The following is a 19,814-nucleotide window of genomic DNA, read 5'->3' on the forward strand; positions in this document are numbered from 1 at the left end:
ATTAACTAATAAACTATAGCTATAGACAAATATACAAGAGGTTGATTGTAAAGTTATGGGAAAGTTTGAAGCAGATGAATACAGACATGAAGGTAACGCGGTATCCCTTCTCAACTACCATTTTGTGTGGATACCTAAACGGAGGAAAAAGGTTTTAGTCGGTGGTGTGGCAGAAAGATTACAGCAAATTATTTGTGAGGTGTGCCAAGAAAACAGGTGGAAAATCATTGCAATGGAAATTATGCCCGACCATGTGCATCTTTTTATTAATACAAAACCAAGCGATGACCTAAGTAAAATCATTCGGTTGATTAAAGGGCGTGCATCATCATATTTAAGAAAAGAATTCCCAGAACTTCTTAAACTTCCTACTCTCTGGACTCCTAGCTATTTTGTAAGTACTGCTGGCAATATTTCAACTGAAGCGGTAAAGAATTATATTGGACAACAGCGAGATTAATTTAGTATCGTGGCAGGTTAAAACCTGCGTCGTGGTTTTCATCCCCGGCATGAATGCACGGGGTTTTCAACCTACCTCTTATAAACGTTTTACCGAATAAAAAGCCTTCTCACAAATAGCTACTCCCAATCTTGAAATTTATCGCCAGTACTGCGGAGTAGAGAATTTAATTGAGCGCGATGGGTTTCAAAATTGGCGGCGATAGAGATTAATATGATACCCGCAACTAAGCCAATAATCCATTTAAAAAATGAGTAGCGCAAGCTAAAAAGCACCAATTGATAAAAACCAGTAATCAAAAAGGTAGCTGTACCAATATAAAGAAAAGCCCGCACTCGCAAACCTAAACCTGCAAAAATTGCGATGAGACTGAAAATTCCTGGTATGAGAGCTGTATCTTGATGAAATAAAATTGCCCATCCGCAAATTAAACCACTACTCAAAAGTCGCCAGTAGTGACGACTAATTTTCATCCCTGGTTGTCTCAGTTGTGGATCAAATTGGGCAATATATAGTAGTGATAAACCAATGACTGTCACATACCATAAACTATCATTCAAACCGAATGCAGCAAACCAACGGAAAATAGCCCAATCAATCAACACCACACTGATGTAAGTAACACGAAATTGATGGCTAATTATACCGAGGAAACTATAAAATCCAGCTGTTAACAGCAAAGCAATCGGATGAATTGTCTGCCTGGTTTCCCATAAAAGTATTAGTGGTATGATGTAAGCAGCTCGTTGCCAAGGTCTTTTTGACCAACCCCAGTTTTCCCAAGGTAAGATATAGAGGAAATAGGCAACTATACAAGCGATCGCAGCATTCCAAGGTACTAACGGGCCAGCAAACCATTCTCCCACAGACGTTTCTCGCCAAAAAACCCTCATCGCCGCTACTTCTAATAACCCCAAGTAAACCCAGATTTCATCAGGTGTAATAGCTGAGGTGCGAGATTCTTCTCTATGTCGTGGGAATCTTCCTTGAAAAATCGCATAACGAATCAAAAAGATTCCCGTTCCTAAACCCAAGACACGGTTAACTTGCATAGGTGCAGCGATCGCAACTATTAATAAAAAACTACTCCAAGCCCAGTGCAGATGAGCAATTATTTTTAATTCTTGTGGTGTCAATCGTAAATAATTGACCAGCCAAGGCGACAATAGACGATAGGCATACATTATAGTTGTACCTAAAGCCGACATAGCAATTAAACCATCGCCCCATGCACCCCCTGAAGCTTGCGACATTTGATAGAACAATAATTCATAAGCAGAAACTGATATACCCAGAATTCCCAGATAAACTAGAGGTTTGAATTCTTGCCGACGTCGCCCGACTCCAATTACAATTACAGCTACACCTAAAGATGCTAAACCTGTCCAATTGGTAAAAGTATTTAAACGCAGCAGTAAACTGAAACCTGCATAAATTAACGGGAGAATATGAAAGCTGCTGGGTAATCTTTCTAAACGGTGTCGGCGTTGCCACCATTCGCCAAATAATTGAGAGAATAAACCCAAAGCAATATTAGCGATCGCAATTTGAATTAGAGAGCGATCGCCAAAAGCGAGCAATTCAGCAATTAATAATTCTAAACACCAACCAATACCATAAAAAGCAAAGTTTGTTGGTTGTCGCCAACTACGATAAATGATAGCTGCCAAAATCATGACATTAGCAGCTACATATAACAATCCGGGAGTTACAACACCCTGATAAACCAAGACAGAGTGCAGTGTCAAATTTAATAACTCTACACCAGTTAATGCGATCGCCCATCTATCCGTCGCAACTATATATATACTTGCTAATTCATTACCTCTATTTTGCAGAGTTGCGCGAGTTAACCATAATCCCAGAATAGTGATTGCCCCAACTATAAACCAGTTCTGTGCTGACAATTGTACTACGTCCCACAGCAAGGTGGCGATCGCACTCAACACAAAACCGACTGTAATTACCGCAACTCTTTTGTGTCTTAAAAAACTAGTATTGACAAACATCAAAACCGCAGCAGCTACCAAACCGATTAATCTGGCTGTAGGTACAGGTAAAGTTAGTAACTGGGAAAGTCCTAATCCGATGACACTCAAGACAGTGGTTAAATCTCGCTTTCGTCCACCACTACGACTAGCAACACCTGTGAGAGTCAGGGGAGTAATTAACCAAATCAATCCCCAATTGGCATTACTAACATCATAGTTTTTCCAGACAGATTCAGCATTCACCCAAAGTAGGTAAAAACTAATTACAGCTAATCCTAAACCAATATACCAAGCACTACGTTGCCACCAACCATAACCAAGACTAAATAGCCACTCGCCTACCATGATGACTAACAAAATTGTTGCCCAAATTTCATTACTTAGATTCGGGAACATCCAATCAATGATTGAACACAGCGTCAACACTCCGGTAATATGAGTCAGATATATCAAAGTTGGGGAAACAGGGAAAGATGAAGATGAAGCATCTTCAACAGGTTCTCTGTTGCGATACATGTACCTGCGGGTGACAAATGCTAAAGTAATGGTAGATAGAATTAGATTTAGCGATCGCAATCCTGGGTTAACTAAAGCAATTACAGTTAACGCACAACCAAAACCAAATGTTAGCTGTTCACCAAACTTAGCTATTTCTCTTCTGTGAATGCAGTACAGTTTGTCTGTCAGCATCACCATCGAAATCACGTAGGGAAATAAAGCGATACTTAATAAAGCCCAAGCTTCTCCTTGAGAATTGGTCAGTTGAGTTGCTGTAGCGATCGCCCTTTCTTGGAAAGCTTCAGGTACTAATCGCCATCCCAGCCAAATTGTCTCTAAACCGATGAAAAAAATAGCTACAAAATCACGCTGGCGGTTATATAGTTGCAAACGACGGGCAAAAAACCACAAAGCTAAGACACTTACTGCTATTGCTTGTCCAGGATGATATGCTACTGAAAATAGCCAACCCAGAAGTAATAAGATACCACCGATTAGTTGCCAAGGTAATTGTAGAGACGTACCATGGTACGTCTCTATATTTGTACCATGGTACGTCTCTATATTTGTACCATGGTACGTCTCTATATTTGTACCATGGTACGTCTCTATATTTGTNCCATGGTACGTCTCTATATTTGTACCATGGTACGTCTCTATATTTGTACCATGGTACGTCTCTATATTTGTACCATGGTACGTCTCTATATTTGTTGATAATCCTAACCAACTCACCAGCCATCCGCAAATACCAACAGCTAATCCCAACTGAGTAACATCGAGGTGGTGAATGAAAATTCCCCTAATTAATAAAACCAGCAAAGCATAAACTACAACAGAGGCAGATAAACTAATACCATTCCCAGTTTGTCTATTTATTTGTCGTGACAGTGAACGAGTTTGGTAGACTGTAATTAGAGTCGTTCCTACTACTGCTAGATAAAGCGCTATTAAGGGAAATTCGGGTAAACTCCAGCCCCAGTGTAGATAACTTAATCCGAGAATATTGGCTAAAAATAATTTTTGATTGGCTAAATTCGCAGTAAATAACCGACTTTGTCCAATTAAAACTGTAATTGCAGTTAGACAAATAGCAGCGATCGCCACTACAATCCAATTTACAGGATTTTGCCATAACCCAAAGCGGTCTATAGCCCAAAAATTTATCGGTACTAACAAAAGCGTGACAATTAACAATGTCTGCGCTGTGAGTCTTAAATTACTTTGTTTAGCTGTCCAAAAACTCATTCCCCCAAAACTCAGGGTATAAGCAAACAAAACTCCATACTGTCCAGCTGCGGGAAATCTTTCCCACTGACTAGCTGCAAGGACTCCTGAAGACAGCACTACCAGAAATACTCCCAAAAATAGCAGCCAACGCACACTTAATTCTGATAGCAGTGACTGCAATATTTCTGATGCAAAATTCGGTTTGACTGGTTCTGGTGCGATCGCATCTACAGATAATTGTACAGCCTTAGATGTGACACTTGCTTTTTCTGGTTCAGGTTGAATTTGAGGTTCTAATACTAAGTTGCAAACAAGATACTCTCGACACAGTTGCCTAACTTGGACATCAGATATCAAGCCCAAATGCAGCCAGGTATCGAGTCCCTGTAATAACTGCGGATGGTAAGATGGCAACCTGACTTCAATTTTGAGCGGACGATCAACCGGGGATGACATAAGCAGTAGCAATACAGCTAAGATACTTAAATCATCAGTTTTTCCAAATATATTTTCGCTCTAGCTGTGCCACTTATGCTGCTGACTTTCGTTAATTTTTGTTTTGGTGCTAAAAAAGGACTAAAGTCCTGACTACAAACTTTTGCAAACTTTTAATTATTTACTTGATAACGAAAAATATTTCGTGCTGAGACAGACATCAAAATCAAGAAAGGAGTGACCAAAAGTAACACTAAATACCAGGGAACACCTGCATATAAAAAAGAATTAGACCACCCGGTGCTTAATATTCTCATATGATTGTTTTCGCTATATCTGTCACTTCACATACTTTTACCTACAGCGATCGCCCAAATTCCACTCATGAGTAAACCAACTCCAATCCACTGAGTAGGCGATACTTTTTCTTGAAGAAGTATAGAACCTGCTATGGTTGTAGCCACCACAGTCAATCCAATGACTACAGGATAAGCAATAGATAAATTAAATTGTCCTAAAACTTTTATATAAACAATTGTACTTAAAAAGTAGAGACCAATTCCTCCAAATAAATAGATATTCAAGAGATTTTGACCTGAGCCTAATTTCAAAAAAGTTTGAGCTACAGTATTTAAAGCAACTGTAACTAAAATCAAAAAACTAAAAAATATATGATTAAGCACGATGATTATTGCTCCCTAAATTCATTATTTTTTTAGGTAAAATTTATTTTATCCAACCTTGATGTTTTAGCGAAAGAATTAAAACCCTAAATCAGCCTTCGCCAATTCCGCAGCAGCAAAAACCTCCTCATCTGATCTTTCTTCCCAAACAGTATCGCCAATTTCTGCATAGAAAACGGAATCGTAAGGACGAGTACGCACTACTACCGGCATTGGTACAGCATGACCTAAAATTAAAGCTTGTTGCTTAGAATCTAACTTTGCCAAAACCGATTTTAAAGCACCAGCACCAGCTACACCTGTAAAAATGGCGTCGATATCTTTTTCATCGTTTAGCAAAGCGGTAACACGAGTTCCAATCTGGGACATGACTTCATTATCAATTCCAGATGGACGCTGATCAACTACCAACAGTGTGACGAAATACTTCCGCATTTCACGAGCGATTGTCCCAAAAATAGTACTCTGGACTATGGCAGGATCTAAGAAGCGGTGGGCTTCTTCGATAGTAATCATCAGCTGGGTTGGTTTATCGTTGGGATTTTTTGTCTGTAAAAACTTTTCAGCTTTAGCGACGTAATGTTGGTGAATACGACGAGTGATCATATTTGTCACCAACATGTAAGAAAGCATATCCGATTGCGAACCAAACTCAATGACGACGTTTTTACCTGCTTCAAGCGATCGCAAAACCTGATTAACATAATTATGCGGACAAGCCGCACGCATGTATTTTAAATTTTCTAGACGAAACAGTTTGCGCTGTAAGGCGGTAATTGAACCCTGGTGTCCTCGCTTCTCTTCACACAGCAGCTTGATTTCTTCATTTGTCATACTCAACAATTGCAGAATCCAAGACTTACCGAACTCAGCAAAAAGAATATTCGCATTATCTATGCTCGCATCTGAAAGCCCTAAATCACGAGAGCATAATTTAATATCTTCTACTTCTATTTGGTCGTAACTGAGATAAAGTTCTTGCGCGTGAGGAACACCACGCCGTTTTGTAGATTCGGGGTCGAGAGTATATACTTCTACTTTACTAGGAAATAATTGCTTTAAACCTTTAACCGTACTAAATTGTTTACCTTCTGAAACAGCTTCCCAGCCATATTCAGAATGCATATCAAATATTAAGTTTACTGCCGCATTTTTGCGAATTGTCCCAGCTAAAAGTAATCTAGTTAAAAAAGATTTACCAGTTCCAGATTTACCAAAAACACCATTACTACGTTCCACAAAACGGTTTAAATCTAGACACACTGGTACATCCATATCTAGCGGTTTCCCGATGGAGAAATTTTTTCTTTGCGGATCATCTTCCCAACCAAAGACGCGACGAAAATCTTCTACCGAAGCATCATAAACTTGGCTAAAATGACTAGGAATAGTTTTCACTGGCATCAATTCCATGGTTGTGCTTGTTTGTGGTTGAAATGATGCCAATGAACTCATCTTTTGAGACGTTGATGCTGGTTTTGTCCCATTTTTCCCATTTTCCAATTCCTCCATCTCTCCAGCTTCTAGAGGTGGAGTAAACATCAACATTGGTGCGAGAGTAATAGTACCGTAAGTACCACTTCCAGCTAAAACTTCTCGTAAAAAAGTATCCTCCCAACTGGGAGGATTGGCAATAATTCTTTGGTTCGCAGTTCCCAGTGCTACATCTGTAAGCATACAGAAAAAGCGCGATCGCATCCCTTGCACCACTAAAAATTTACCGACTCGCATATCTTCAACCAAGATATCAGGATGCAATCGTACTTCTAATCCACCTGTTAGGGAACCTTGAGTAACTGAACCTAATGGTTGTCCTAAAGTCATCGCCTTAATTACATACTTACGTGCCTTATTCTATGTTGAAATCGTTGATAGTTGGTAGATATTGGTTAGTAGTTAGTCGTTAGCAGTTAAAAACCAATGACTATTGTAAAGACGCGATTGATCGCGTCTCTACCAATGACCCATAACTACTGTAAAGACGCGATTTATCGCGTCTCTACCAATGACAAATGACTAATCACTCAATTTCAATCGAAGTCGGTGCAGTTGTACCTGAATTTGGTGTAAAACCTATGAGTGGTTTACGAAATTCGGCATAAAGGCGATCGCGCCAATCAAAGAATCGTTCATAGGCAATATTATCTGCTAAACCAGGTACTCCTTTGCCTCTTAAAGATAATGGTAGATCCAAATAAGGCCCATCGGGAAATTTTAATAATATCGATAAACCAGCAACTGCTAGGTCAGCAAGAGTCGGTTGATCTCCCAATAAATAAGGACTATCTGCTAAAAGTAGACATAAAGCTTCTAAATCTTGCTTTAAGTCCGCGATCGCTTTTTGGACTATCTCTGGACTGTAACCGACTCCAAAACCTAAAACTTTGAGGAAATCATTAGGTACTTCCCCAACAAAAGTTTTGAAAACATCTGGAACTGAATTCGGTAGTAAAGCTTTGCGGAAATTTTGATCTTGACTAATGGCAGAAAAAAGACCTTTGCGTCCTTTGATACCAATTGATTCATCCGCCCATTCTTCCATCATTAAGCATAAACCCCGTTGTTTACCATCTTGAGGTATAATTGGGCGTTCAGGATAATGTATGTCTAAATACTTAGCTATCTCCGTAGAATCAGAAATATAGTTATAACCATCCTTGAGAACAGGTACTTGTCGTTGACCAGTGAGGCGAAAAAGCTCTACTTGTCCAATTCCGGGTGTAACTTCTATTTTGCGATATTGTAGACCTTTATAATCAAGAATCAAACGAACTTTTTCTGAGTATTGAGATAGTTCAAATTGGTACAGTTCCAGCATTTTCCCAATCCCGCAATTAGTGTGTTATTTTACTTTACAATTTTAACTTTACAAAAATTAATTTTACTGATATTCCTCTAAAATTTCGATGTCAATAGTCATGGGATTTTGGACGCGTGGATTTTAAATTGCGGATACTCATATCTTGCATCAGCTTTTCATCCCGCCAACAAATAAATTTATTGGCTAATAGCTAAAGTCAGATAAATCTGACTAGGACGATGTTTGAGTCCGTTTTAACGGACTTATGTTATTAGCCTCAGAATTAATTCTGAGGCGGGATACGGGGTTGGTGCAAGATAAGCTGTTATGCATTTAAATTGTATATTTTGCGATCAGGTTGTCAAAAGTCAAGAGTCCAGAGTCAAAGACTAGCTTGGATTTTGGACTTTGGACTCTTGACCCTGGACAGTCCTAACGCAAGAATATTTAATCTAAGCGCACATCAGCTTATCAGGATAGAGCCCCAAGATTTATCCACTCTCTTGTACACAGACGCAATGTTCCTCACGTCTCTACAAATGACCAATGATCATTGTTCTATTGCCCGATCCAATTTTATTTCTCTTAAATAAAATTTGCTCATTCTCAATGACAGCAAATCAAAAAATATTAATTTCTAATTACACATCTACCCTAATGATAAAAAATCCTATTTCTGTAGTTAGATTTTTTGTGTAGCGAAATGTTATAAGTCTTTATGTAATGTGTAAAATTAAAGCCAAACAAAATTTATGAACGTAGATTATAGCAATTTTTTGAGTAAATTAGCTGGTGTGGCAGGAGTAACAGGTATCAGTTTACTCATTGGTTTACCTGTAGGAGCAAACGAAATATTAAATTCTAATCCTACTATTTTCCAAGAAGCACCCTATAATCGTAGTCAAAGAATTTTAGCAAATCCTGGCTACACACTCGATAAATCTGTAAAACAAACAAAGAGCAATACCCCAACTCAAAACACAGTAGCACAAAACAACAGTGGAGGTGGGCGACTAAATCCTAGTCCTAGTATTTTCAACGAACCACCATATAATCGCCGCAGCACACCTAGTCAACAGACACCAGTTGAACCTACCACTCCTCAAACTGTACCTTCAACACCAGGAACAGAAACCACACCACCCCCACCACCAGCAGCAGGTACTGGAAGCGAGACATTATTAGCACTGACAGAATCAAATAAAGAATTTACAGTGTTAACCAAAGCTTTAAAAGCAGCTGGATTGGTAGACATTCTGCAAAGTCAAGGACCATTCACAGTATTTGCTCCTACTGATGCAGCTTTTGCAAAACTGCCACAAGATGTACTACAAGAATTGTTAAAGCCAGAGAATAAAGAAGTATTGGTGAAAATATTGACTTACCATGTAGTATCTGGTCAAGTATTATCCAGTAATTTAAAGTCTGGCGAAGTCAAAAGCGTTGAAGGTGGCCCTATCAACGTCAAGGTTAATGACCCCAAAAATGTAATGGTCAACGACGCCAAAGTCATTCAAGCAGATATCAAAGGTAGTAACGGCGTCATTCATGTAATTGATACTGTAATTTTGCCACCTGATTTGTAATTGGGGATTGGGGATCGGGGAAAGGGGAAAGGGGATTATTCTCTCCCTTGTCTCCCTTGTCTCCCCACACCCCCACACTCCCTTGTGTTCCCGTGTTCGCAATTAAAATTTCTTAAGAGTTTAAATGATGTTAAATGATATTAAATAGAAGCTACATTTGACCATTTGGCCCTTTGCAGGACTCTGACACAACGATGCTGACTGAAATGTTTCCTTTTAGCTTTGACTTAGATACAGTAGCTATTGCCGGCGCAAGTTTGTGGTCTTTGGCCCTATATTTAGGTTTTTCACCAGTCAGTCGATGGATTATCGAACAACTTAACCGTTGGTTCAATTTTGCCGAGCGATCGCTCTACACTAGTAAATCAGAATTTGAAAAAACTCGTCAGGCAAGAGAATCACAAAACGCCTTTTACGCCTCAGTATTTAGCATCATACCCTTCCTTCTGATTGGCGCTTTATGTAACTGGGGTGTGGAATTAAGTCTAGGCTCTAGTTGGTCAATAAGTATGGGAATATTAGCCTGCATCGGTTGTGGTGTGTACGAATTGGGACGGCGAGATGGAGAGTCTTCAGGAGATTAAAAAACAGAGAAAAGATGAATCAGAACTCTTCGTGTCTACCCTTACGGGTAGGCGCGTAAGCGACTTCTGCAAGTAGCCGCTCCGCGTCTATGTGTCTTTGTGTTTCAATTTACTAATTTTTGGTATTTTTCCATCTCTTCATACACCAATTCTGCTAATTTATCCGCTGCACCACTTTCTCCCCTAATACTTTGCAGTTTCCCCCGTATTTTGTCTAATTTTTCTGGATGATTCAAAAAATCTAAAACCATTTTTGCCACTTCTTGCGGTTGAAGTTTACCAACTAATTCTGGTACTACTTCTGATTTTGCCCAGATATTAGGCCATGCTAATAAACCTTTACGCTGCAAAAATATCCAGTTAATTAACTTAGCAAAACTCGTACCAACTCCTGGTAAATTTGCCAAAATTCCTGGCAAACCATCCCAAGATCGCATAGCATCTAGTTGTTGAGTCGGTAGCAAAACAATCATTGGTACAGCTAAGGAACCAAGTTCGGCTGTATTTGCACCTACGGTAGTTAAGCAAATCTGGCACTGGGATAGTATATCGTAGGCTGGGTGATGAGTGATCAATTCTACAGTTAAACCTTTTGAGGTTTTCAAAATAGGAGATTCAGAGTTAATTAATTGGGCTGAAACTCCACCAAAAGTTTCTGTATAAGGGTTTTTCTCAGGATTGGCAAAACTCACTAAAGTTTGTAAATTCAGAGTTGGCGCTACAGGAATGAAAAACTTTGTTTGTGGTCTTTGAGCTTGAACATGTTCTGCGATCGCCAGCGTCAAAGGTACTCCCTGTGCTAATTTTGCCGGCTTGGAACCAGGTAAAATTCCAATTACTTCGATTGACGAGGAGAGAGGAAGACTGGAAGACAAAGCAGATGAGGAAAACAAAGGAGAAATTCTTCCTTGTCCCCCTTGTCCCCCTTGTCCCCTTACTTCCGAACCGACTTCCGCCATCAAATCTCCCACAACTGTAAATTTGTGGGCGTACTTGGCTGATACTTTAGCTGCAACTTCTGGTTTCATGACGCCAAAACGATCAATCAAATTATGCCAACGTGCTTCCCACTCTGCATACACCACGCTACGATAACCAAGTCTTTTAGCTATTACTACCGGAAAAATTTGATCCCCACCCAGAAAAACGACTACTCCCTGACTTCTCCAATCCCAATTTTCATCAGTTTTTCCCCAAAGCAAAAATTTCCAGAAATGCTCTGCTGACTGTACTCTGTCTACTTCTGGATAAGAACGGGCGATTTCGGCTTCTTTTCCACTGGCGTTGGGACAAGGCGAGAGAACAACTGATATTCTGATGGGCGTTAGTGTAGCGTCTCCTTTGGAGAATCGCTCATCTGTGAATTTTTGTCGTAATGACTTGACTACAGGACGTACCCATGTAGTTACTTCACCAGGGCCATTAGAAAGAATTAATATGTCAAAATTCATTGGTCAATGATTAATTGTAAAGACTTAGTGGTTATTAGAATTCCACTTATTGAGCTAAATATGATAAATAATCTGATTTTGTAACAAAATATTTACAAAATATGAGTAAATACTTTTTTAATTCGTCAAAAACTGTAACAATATGTTTCGTTGTTTATATCTTTTTGTGTCAGATAGGCGACAAAATCGCCATGCAGTAAGCTTTTTCTGATAAAAAAAGACTGAGATTGCCGATAGAGTAGAGAACACGCATCAAAGGAGCCGAGGAAGCATGTTCACCCACGTCAAGTCCACCATTAGACATATTGCGCCTGATGATCTGCGAGGGCGGCATTTAATTAAGGTGGTCTATGTCGTGTTAGAGTCCCAATACCAGAGTGCATTGTCACAAGCGGTAAGGGTCATTAACAAAAACCATCCTAACGTGGCGATTGAGATCAGCGGCTACTTGATTGAAGAACTTCGTTCGCCAGAAAACTACGAGGAGTTCAAAAAAGATGTCGAGAATGCCAATATATTTATCGCCTCACTAATTTTTATTGAAGACTTAGCTCAGAAAGTAGCAGCAGCAGTACAACCCCATCGCGATCGCCTTGATGTTGCTGTCGTTTTCCCATCTATGCCAGAAGTGATGCGCCTCAACAAAATGGGCAGCTTTTCAATGTCACAGTTGGGACAATCAAAGAGTGTTATTTCGCAATTCATGCGTAAGCGTAAGGAGAAATCCGGCGCTGGGTTTGAAGATGCGATGCTCAAATTGTTAAGGACTCTGCCCCAAGTGCTGAAGTTCCTACCAATGGAAAAAGCACAGGACGCGAGAAATTTCATGTTGAGCTTTCAGTATTGGCTGGGAGGTTCGCCAGAAAACCTGGAAAACTTCTTGCTGATGCTAGCTGATAAATATGTATTGAAAAATGTAGAGACGTTAAATCTAACGTCTCTACAATACGAACCACCCGTTGTTTACCCAGATATGGGTATTTGGCATCCTTTGTCAATGACAATGTTTGAGGATGTCCGAGAATATCTCAACTGGTACAACAGCCGTAAAGATATTTCCAAAGATTTAAAAGATCCCTTAGCACCCTGCATCGGCTTAGTTTTGCAGCGTACCCACCTAGTTACAGGTGATGATGCTCACTACGTAGCAATGGTGCAGGAATTAGAAGCGATGGGCGCACGGGTAATTCCTGTATTTGCTGGTGGTTTGGACTTTTCTAAACCTGTAGATGCTTACTTCTATGAACCAACTACCAAAAAAGCCCTAGTCGATGGTGTAGTATCTTTGACAGGTTTTGCATTGGTAGGTGGACCAGCACGTCAAGATCATCCGAAAGCAATTGAAGCCCTTAAGCGCTTAAATCGTCCTTATATGGTAGCTTTGCCACTGGTTTTCCAAACTACGGAAGAGTGGATGGATAGCGATTTGGGCTTACACCCGATTCAGGTGGCGTTGCAAATTGCTATTCCAGAATTGGATGGGGCAATTGAACCGATTATATTATCAGGTAGGGATGGGACAACAGGTAAAGCGATCGCTCTCCAAGACCGAATTGAAGCAGTCGCCCAACGCGCCTTTAAATGGGCAAACCTGCGTCGTAAACCCAAGCTCACAAAGAAAGTTGCGATTACAGTTTTCAGCTTTCCCCCAGATAAAGGTAATGTGGGAACCGCAGCTTACTTAGATGTGTTTGGTTCCATCTACGAGGTGATGAAAGCCCTCAAAAACAATGGCTATGATCTGCCAGACTTGCCAGAAAATGCCCAAGCCTTGATGCAAGAAGTCATCCACGATGCTCAAGCCCAGTACAGCAGTCCAGAATTGAACATAGCCTATCGGATGTCTGTACCTGAGTATGAAGCACTCACCCCTTATTCGCAACGTTTAGAAGAAAATTGGGGATCACCACCAGGACATCTTAACAGCGATGGACAAAACCTGCTAATTTACGGCAAACAATTTGGCAATGTCTTTATCGGTGTTCAGCCTACCTTTGGTTACGAAGGCGATCCGATGCGGCTGTTGTTCTCCCGTTCCGCGAGTCCCCATCATGGTTTTGCTGCTTACTACACCTACTTAGAAAGGGTTTGGCAAGCTGACGCTGTGTTACACTTTGGTACTCACGGTTCCTTGGAATTTATGCCAGGTAAACAAATGGGTATGTCTGGTGAATGTTACCCCGATAACTTAATTGGCACAATTCCGAATCTGTATTATTACGCAGCCAATAACCCCAGCGAAGCCACAATTGCGAAACGTCGCGGCTATGCAGAAACTATTTCTTACCTAACTCCGCCTGCGGAAAATGCTGGCTTGTACAAAGGTTTGAAAGAACTCAGTGATTTAATTGCTTCTTACCAAACCTTAAAAGACACCGGACGCGGTATTCCCATTGTCAACACCATTATGGACAAGTGCCGAATGGTGAACTTGGACAAAGATATTAATTTGCCGGAAACCGATGCTAAAGATATGTCGGCTGAAGACCGCGATAATATCGTTGGTATGGTCTACCGTAAATTAATGGAAATAGAATCGCGGCTGTTACCTTGCGGTTTACATGTAATTGGTAAACCTCCGAGCGCAGAAGAAGCAGTGGCGACTCTGGTGAATATTGCTGGTTTAGATCGTCCAGAAGAAGAAATTCAAAGCCTACCCCGGATTATTGCTAACAGTGTAGGACGCGACATCGACGAAATTTACAAAAATAGCGATCGCGGCATTTTAGAAGATGTCCAACTGCTGCAAGATATTACAATGGCAACTCGCGCCGCAGTTTCCGCCCTTGTGCAAGAACAAACTGACGCTGAAGGTAGAGTTTCCTTTGTTTCCAAGCTGAATTTCTTTAATATGGGCAAAAAAGAACCTTGGGTAGAAGCACTGCATCAAGCAGGTTACACCAAGGTTGATACTGCTGCACTCAAACCAGTATTTGAATATTTAGAATTCTGTTTGCAGCAAGTTTGCGCCGACAACGAACTTGGTGGATTACTCCAAGGTTTAGAAGGTGAGTACGTTTTACCTGGCCCTGGTGGCGACCCGATCCGTAACCCAGATGTCTTACCAACAGGTAAAAATATACACGCCCTTGATCCACAATCTATCCCGACACAAGCGGCAGTCCAATCAGCCAAAATCGTTGTCGATAGGCTACTGGCAAGACACAGATCCGAAAACGGTGGTAATTATCCTGAAACTATTGCCTCTGTGCTTTGGGGAACCGACAATATCAAAACCTACGGAGAATCACTGGCACAAATCATGTGGATGGTGGGTGCGCGTCCAGTTCCCGATGCTTTGGGACGAGTCAACAAGTTAGAGTTAATACCTCTACAAGAATTGGGACGTCCAAGAATTGACGTAGTGATTAACTGTTCTGGCGTATTCCGCGACTTGTTTATCAACCAGATGAACCTGCTAGACCAAGCTGTGAAAATGGCTGCGGAAGCAGATGAACCTCTGGAAATGAACTACGTCCGCAAACATGCTTTGCAACAAGCCCAGGAAATGGGGATAAATCTGCGTCAAGCAGCAACCCGCGTTTTCTCCAACGCTTCTGGTTCCTATTCGTCCAACATCAACTTGGCGGTAGAAAACAGCACTTGGGAAAGTGAAGCAGAATTGCAAGAAATGTACTTGAACCGCAAATCCTTTGCTTTCAGTGCCGATAACCCCGGTACAATGGATGAATCCCGCAAGATTTTTGAAAGTACTCTCAAAACTGCGGAGATGACTTTCCAAAACCTCGACTCTTCCGAAATTAGCTTAACTGACGTTTCTCATTACTTCGATTCTGATCCCACTAAGGTTGTCGCAAGTCTGCGTGGTGATGGTAAAACACCAGCATCTTACATTGCAGACACGACGACAGCTAACGCTCAAGTGCGGACTTTATCAGAAACCGTACGTTTGGATGCTCGTACTAAATTATTAAATCCCAAATGGTACGAGGGAATGCTATCTCACGGTTACGAAGGTGTGCGCGAACTCTCCAAACGCTTGGTAAACACAATGGGTTGGAGTGCGACTGCTGGCGCTGTTGATAACTGGGTTTACGAGGATGTGAACACCACGTTTATCCACGATGAAGAGATGCAAAAGCGGTTGATGAACATGAACCCCCATTCTTTCCGCAAGATTGTATCGACTTTGTTGGAAGTAAATGGACGTGGTTATTGGGAGACAAGCGAGAGTAATTTGGAGAAATTGCGTGAGTTGTACCAGGAGGTTGAGGACAGGATTGAGGGAATTGAGTAGGTTTATACATAACCAATAAATAAGCTAGGAGGCACGTTGATACCGTGCCTTCTGCATTTTTTGACTTTTTACTGGATGTAGAAAGCCAATTTAGTTAGCGGCAACTATTCCCATACTGTTTACATAATCTTTAGGATGCTGCTTATTATGAAAGAAAAAAAGATATATAAGAATCCATTAAACAATAAAGGAGATATAGCAATTTTTATATTTCTTGCAATAGATTAAGAGAAATAGATTTTAGAGTTATATGTATGCGGAATCGGTCTAAGCCCAAGAGAACATTTTGGCAATCACTACGAATAAAGGGAACGAAAAGAATACTTGAATTTTCAGATAAGCTTGAAAATCCCAAGCTGAAATTCTTGGAGTCTTTAAAACGCCACGCAGAGTATAAGTTATACCCTCACAATGATGAATTGATAGCTTGTCCAAGTGAGTTAGAAGTTGAGTTAGATCAAGTTGGCTTCTCCGATTTATTTTTTTCGGAAGATTTTCCTAAGCTTCAACAAGGTTTAAATAAGTTACTCTCGAACTACTCTTCATTTCCCATCGGTGATAAAGAAAACCTTAATCAATGGTTTAGTGATATATATAATTCTGGATCTGGAGGTGCTTCATTCATTAATGTCGGCACATTTTCATTTAAAAATAGAATAAATGATAAATTACTAAGGTTTATACAAAGTGCCAATATTCATCTAAATTATATTGCTCCCTCTTTCATTGTTCTATCCATTATTGTTAAACCATCTAATGAACTTATTCGTAAATTTATTACATTAATTAAAAGAATTCCATGCCCTCAAAATGAAATCTTAGGCTTTAACTTTAATTATGGAAGTATTTCCTTATCTACACTTCCACCTTGGCGTGTTAGGAAGGCCGAGCTTGAGGAATTTTTCTTAGAGATAAACAGAAGTATTGTACTTCTGTTTAGAAAAAACTTCGGTGTTGGTCTTTCCTCTTTTGGTTATTTGCCCTGTATTGAAGTTCTTAAGACAAATATTTCTTTGCGTGAAATTCCTGAAAAACAACATCTTTTAAAGACTTCTAACGAATTCAGAGCCTGCTGCAACTTTTTTGACAGCTTAGGAAATCCTTTCAAAATACATCCAGTTTATAAAGACAGTAATAGTAATTGGTGGAATTTTTATCAAGTAGATAGGAATGAGCTGTTTTATGAAAGTTATCCCAGTTACCAAGTATTAATCAGTTTAGTCGATTATGATAAATCGAAGGATGTACTCTATAAAGATTACTGGCAATCACCATCGGGAGCAATTAGTGATAGGCTTCATGATTTACTATCGCTATTAGCTTTAGAACATTTCTATAACGTTTTAGAGGACATAATTATAGATCTAAAAACTGAGCTAGAACCACATTTAAGTAGTCAAATGCAAGGAAAAATTACACTTGCAAAGTTAAAGTCAGCAATCTCTAAAATGGTAAAAATTAACGGTTTTTACTTTCAGCATTCAAGGATTTGGGCAGGAGTAAATGAAGAATTATTTTTGAACTATATATGTAAAGAAGCAGCAGCAATGTCGAGGGAAAAACATCACGAGAATGATTCAGGTCTTTTAAGAGATGAGATAAAGTATCGTATTGATAGAATCAGAAAATTCTGTGAACATCAACTTAGTATTTTGAAGTTATCTTATGAACAGATTTTAACTTATAAAACAATCACGCTAAATTATAGGATTCAGCAAGCTACCTTTTGGCTTTCAATAGCAGTTACTTTCCTCACTATTGTTACTCTAATTCCAGAAGAGATTAGACAAAAATTATTCACTAATATTTGGTTCTGGTTAAATAATTATTAATCTAATTTATACACTAAATTACTGATAAATTTCAATGAACCAAGACAGCGTTTTATTTTTGCCTAATTGATGAATGGTAAAGTATGATCGCTCTCATCTTCTCTACAGCGCGATCGCACTCTACAATACATGCCACCAGCGAATATTAGAAATCGTGAGTCAACAAGATAAACTTCTAGCTAAAATCCTAATCAGGTACATCTGATGCAAACATTCCCTTTGAGCAACTGTGCCAACTCTTAAGCCGACTAGGTTTTGATGAACGTATTCGTGGTAGTCACCACATTTATACTAGAGAAGGCATTGAAGAAATCTTAAACCTTCAACCTAAGCAAGGAAAAGCTAAAGCCTATCAGGTGAAACAAGTTCGTGAGGTGATTTTTAAATACCAGCTAGGAGGTCAAGATGACGCTTCGTTATGAAATTATTATTTACTGGAGTGAAGAAGATCAAGCATTTATTGCTGAAGTCCCAGAATTACCTGGTTGTGCTGCTGATGGTGAAACTTATCAAGAAGCACTACAAAATGTAGAAATTATTATGCAGGAGTGGATTGAAACTGCTCAAGAATTAGGACGTTCAATTCCTGAACCAAAACAGCGTTTGATGTCTGCCTAATGGATAAATGCTAAAGTACGATCGCCTAGCGTCTCCTTTGGAGAATCGCTCTTATCTTCTCCACTGTGCGATCGCTTTTTTAATAATATTATGATATCAATTATTGATAAAACCATGTTAAGTTACAAAAAATACATATCCAGTATTGAAACACTCTACGTATTTCCTGGCTTAACTTGATTCAAGGCAAAATCTCGAATGAGTTTATGGCGAGGTCATTGACACTTGCAAATAAGCCTACTAATGGGTCAGAATCACAGGTAACATTCGATTTTGGCGATTCGGTTTCCAGGTATAGCTTAACTGCTTCATTGACTATTGATTCAGGAGATTGACCTCTTTGATGAGCGAGAGTGATTAATTTTTCTAGTAAAGTCTGTTCTGGTTTCCAGTTAAATGTAGCATCCACAAGATAAACTTTTTTTCACTAACAACAAATTGATCATAACAATATGGCAAGATCAGCGCGATCGCCTAGCGTCTCCTTTGGAGAATCGCTCTCACTTTACCCAAAATGCGATCGCTCTGTTAGGCATGGCAGCATAAAATCAAAGCATGACTATTCATAAAACGGATATGCTAAAAACGCTTTGGGCTACTGTTCGGCAAGGAAAAATAGAACTTCTGGAGTCAGCGGAATTATCAGAAGGAACAAGAGTACTAGTGACATTGCTTCCTGATGATGAAACTGAATTTTGGCTTCAAGCCAGTCAAATATCACTGGATGCAGTTTGGGATAATCCTGATGATGATGTCTATGCCCAGCTACTCTAAAAATGACATCATTTTGGTTCAGTATCCCTTTTCAGATTTGTCCACTTCCAAGATTAGACCTGCGGTTGTGGTAAGTGCGCCACACGTTTCTCAAGATGTCCTAATCACACCTTTGACAAGCAAAACTGGAGCATTACTAGAAGGTGAGTTTGTGTTGTCTGAGTGGGGAGCAGCAGGTCTAAACGTCGCCACAGCAGTCAAGAGAGGTTTATATACGGTGCATGAAAGCTTGGTTGTAAAAGTGATCGGCAAGTTAGCTGATGCTGATGCTGAAATGCTAGAGCAATCGTTGCGAGGTTGGTTGGGGTTGTAATGCGTCGCAGTAGTATTAGCAACTTCGCAAAATTGAGAATTGAATGCATAAAAAAAGCGATCGCTCTCACTTTACCCAAAATGCGTTCGCGTAGCGTCTCCTTTGGAGAATTGCCTGATTTTTGATATTTTCTGCAAGGCGATCGCTTTCACTTTACTTTACCCAAAATGTGAACCCAAAAATCATTTCGCCGAACCCAAAAATCATTTCGCCGAACCCAGAAATCATTTCGCCGAACCCAAAAATCATTTCGGCGCACACAAAAATCATTTCGGCGCACACAAAAATCATTTCGGTGAGC

The 19,814-nt window shown here is 39.9% G+C and carries 15 protein-coding genes and 1 pseudogene; 9 read left to right on the forward strand and 7 right to left on the reverse strand.

What is annotated here, in order from left to right:
* Window positions 1-55 precede the first annotated feature (55 nt).
* A complete protein-coding gene (tnpA, locus tag B4U84_RS06740) occupies window positions 56-460 on the forward strand; it encodes an IS200/IS605 family transposase (RefSeq protein ID WP_131116328.1) in 405 nt (134 codons plus the stop codon).
* A 119-nt stretch (window positions 461-579) separates the two neighbouring features.
* On the opposite strand, the gene B4U84_RS06745 is transcribed toward tnpA, so the two are convergent.
* From B4U84_RS06745 to B4U84_RS06760, 5 genes and pseudogenes are all read right to left on the reverse strand, one after another.
* The coding region (locus B4U84_RS06745) for a DUF2157 domain-containing protein (RefSeq protein WP_242677557.1) at window positions 580-3,567 on the reverse strand (2,988 nt) is incomplete at its 5' end.
* A gap of 1 nt (window position 3,568) precedes the next feature.
* Window positions 3,569-4,635, reverse strand: a pseudogene (locus B4U84_RS31495) (DUF2157 domain-containing protein); the annotation flags it as partial.
* Window positions 4,636-4,958: 323 nt separating this feature from the next.
* The gene (locus B4U84_RS06750; protein ID WP_131116334.1) at window positions 4,959-5,297 is read right to left on the reverse strand and encodes an SMR family transporter; all 339 of its coding nucleotides are present in this window, start codon (window positions 5,295-5,297) and stop codon (window positions 4,959-4,961) included.
* A gap of 78 nt (window positions 5,298-5,375) precedes the next feature.
* A complete protein-coding gene (locus B4U84_RS06755) occupies window positions 5,376-7,121 on the reverse strand; it encodes a helicase HerA domain-containing protein (RefSeq protein WP_131116336.1) in 1,746 nt (581 codons plus the stop codon).
* A gap of 196 nt (window positions 7,122-7,317) precedes the next feature.
* A complete protein-coding gene (locus tag B4U84_RS06760; protein WP_131116340.1) occupies window positions 7,318-8,115 on the reverse strand; it encodes a glutathione S-transferase family protein in 798 nt (265 codons plus the stop codon).
* A 734-nt stretch (window positions 8,116-8,849) separates the two neighbouring features.
* Between B4U84_RS06760 and B4U84_RS06765 the strand changes: the two genes are divergently transcribed.
* Window positions 8,850-9,683: a fasciclin domain-containing protein gene (locus B4U84_RS06765; protein WP_017309109.1), complete on the forward strand. Its 834-nt coding sequence runs from the start codon at window positions 8,850-8,852 to the stop codon at window positions 9,681-9,683.
* 194 nt (window positions 9,684-9,877) lie between these two features.
* The gene (locus B4U84_RS06770) at window positions 9,878-10,267 is read left to right on the forward strand and encodes a hypothetical protein (protein ID WP_017309108.1); all 390 of its coding nucleotides are present in this window, start codon (window positions 9,878-9,880) and stop codon (window positions 10,265-10,267) included.
* 104 nt (window positions 10,268-10,371) lie between these two features.
* Here B4U84_RS06770 and B4U84_RS06775 read toward each other — a convergent pair whose 3' ends face one another.
* Window positions 10,372-11,718, reverse strand: coding sequence for a glycosyltransferase family protein (locus tag B4U84_RS06775; protein WP_131116343.1), 1,347 nt, complete (start codon window positions 11,716-11,718; stop codon window positions 10,372-10,374).
* Between the two features lie 271 nt (window positions 11,719-11,989).
* On the opposite strand from B4U84_RS06775, the gene B4U84_RS06780 reads away from it, so the two are divergent.
* The 4 genes from B4U84_RS06780 to B4U84_RS06795 all read left to right on the forward strand — a co-directional run bounded on the left by B4U84_RS06780 (window position 11,990) and on the right by B4U84_RS06795 (window position 18,426).
* A complete protein-coding gene (locus B4U84_RS06780) occupies window positions 11,990-15,976 on the forward strand; it encodes a magnesium chelatase subunit H (protein ID WP_131116346.1) in 3,987 nt (1,328 codons plus the stop codon).
* A gap of 254 nt (window positions 15,977-16,230) precedes the next feature.
* Window positions 16,231-17,808, forward strand: coding sequence for a hypothetical protein (locus B4U84_RS06785; protein ID WP_131116349.1), 1,578 nt, complete (start codon window positions 16,231-16,233; stop codon window positions 17,806-17,808).
* Between the two features lie 266 nt (window positions 17,809-18,074).
* Complete coding sequence (locus B4U84_RS31500; RefSeq protein WP_242677631.1) at window positions 18,075-18,230, forward strand: hypothetical protein; 156 nt, start codon at window positions 18,075-18,077, stop codon at window positions 18,228-18,230.
* A complete protein-coding gene (locus B4U84_RS06795; RefSeq protein WP_131116352.1) occupies window positions 18,214-18,426 on the forward strand; it encodes a type II toxin-antitoxin system HicB family antitoxin in 213 nt (70 codons plus the stop codon). The genes B4U84_RS31500 and B4U84_RS06795 overlap by 17 nt, the downstream gene beginning before the upstream one ends.
* 181 nt (window positions 18,427-18,607) lie before the next feature.
* Here B4U84_RS06795 and B4U84_RS06800 read toward each other — a convergent pair whose 3' ends face one another.
* Window positions 18,608-18,835 carry a ribbon-helix-helix domain-containing protein gene (locus B4U84_RS06800; RefSeq protein WP_131116355.1) on the reverse strand — a complete coding sequence of 76 codons (228 nt, stop codon included), beginning with the start codon at window positions 18,833-18,835 and terminating at the stop codon, window positions 18,608-18,610.
* A 146-nt stretch (window positions 18,836-18,981) separates the two neighbouring features.
* Between B4U84_RS06800 and B4U84_RS06805 the strand changes: the two genes are divergently transcribed.
* A complete protein-coding gene (locus B4U84_RS06805) occupies window positions 18,982-19,200 on the forward strand; it encodes a hypothetical protein (protein ID WP_242677558.1) in 219 nt (72 codons plus the stop codon).
* On the forward strand, window positions 19,184-19,513 hold the full coding sequence (locus B4U84_RS06810) for a type II toxin-antitoxin system PemK/MazF family toxin (protein ID WP_131116358.1): 330 nt from the start codon (window positions 19,184-19,186) through the stop codon (window positions 19,511-19,513). The genes B4U84_RS06805 and B4U84_RS06810 overlap by 17 nt, the downstream gene beginning before the upstream one ends.
* Window positions 19,514-19,814: the final 301 nt, after the last annotated feature.

Origin of the sequence: Westiellopsis prolifica IICB1 (assembly GCF_004323185.1) — a bacterium.
GTDB lineage: Bacteria > Cyanobacteriota > Cyanobacteriia > Cyanobacteriales > Nostocaceae > Pelatocladus > Pelatocladus prolificus_A.

What these genes read in the sequence shown, in the direction of transcription:
- tnpA (WP_131116328.1), top strand. Translation starts at nt 56, where the DNA reads ATGGGAAAGTTTGAAGCAGATGAATACAGACATGAAGGTAACGCGGTA.
- B4U84_RS06755 (WP_131116336.1), bottom strand. Translation starts at nt 7,121, where the DNA reads ATGACTTTAGGACAACCATTAGGTTCAGTTACTCAAGGTTCCCTAACA.
- B4U84_RS06760 (WP_131116340.1), bottom strand. Translation starts at nt 8,115, where the DNA reads ATGCTGGAACTGTACCAATTTGAACTATCTCAATACTCAGAAAAAGTT.
- B4U84_RS06765 (WP_017309109.1), top strand. Translation starts at nt 8,850, where the DNA reads ATGAACGTAGATTATAGCAATTTTTTGAGTAAATTAGCTGGTGTGGCA.
- B4U84_RS06770 (WP_017309108.1), top strand. Translation starts at nt 9,878, where the DNA reads ATGCTGACTGAAATGTTTCCTTTTAGCTTTGACTTAGATACAGTAGCT.
- B4U84_RS06775 (WP_131116343.1), bottom strand. Translation starts at nt 11,718, where the DNA reads ATGAATTTTGACATATTAATTCTTTCTAATGGCCCTGGTGAAGTAACT.
- B4U84_RS06780 (WP_131116346.1), top strand. Translation starts at nt 11,990, where the DNA reads ATGTTCACCCACGTCAAGTCCACCATTAGACATATTGCGCCTGATGAT.
- B4U84_RS06785 (WP_131116349.1), top strand. Translation starts at nt 16,231, where the DNA reads ATGCGGAATCGGTCTAAGCCCAAGAGAACATTTTGGCAATCACTACGA.
- B4U84_RS06795 (WP_131116352.1), top strand. Translation starts at nt 18,214, where the DNA reads ATGACGCTTCGTTATGAAATTATTATTTACTGGAGTGAAGAAGATCAA.
- B4U84_RS06805 (WP_242677558.1), top strand. Translation starts at nt 18,982, where the DNA reads ATGACTATTCATAAAACGGATATGCTAAAAACGCTTTGGGCTACTGTT.
- B4U84_RS06810 (WP_131116358.1), top strand. Translation starts at nt 19,184, where the DNA reads ATGCCCAGCTACTCTAAAAATGACATCATTTTGGTTCAGTATCCCTTT.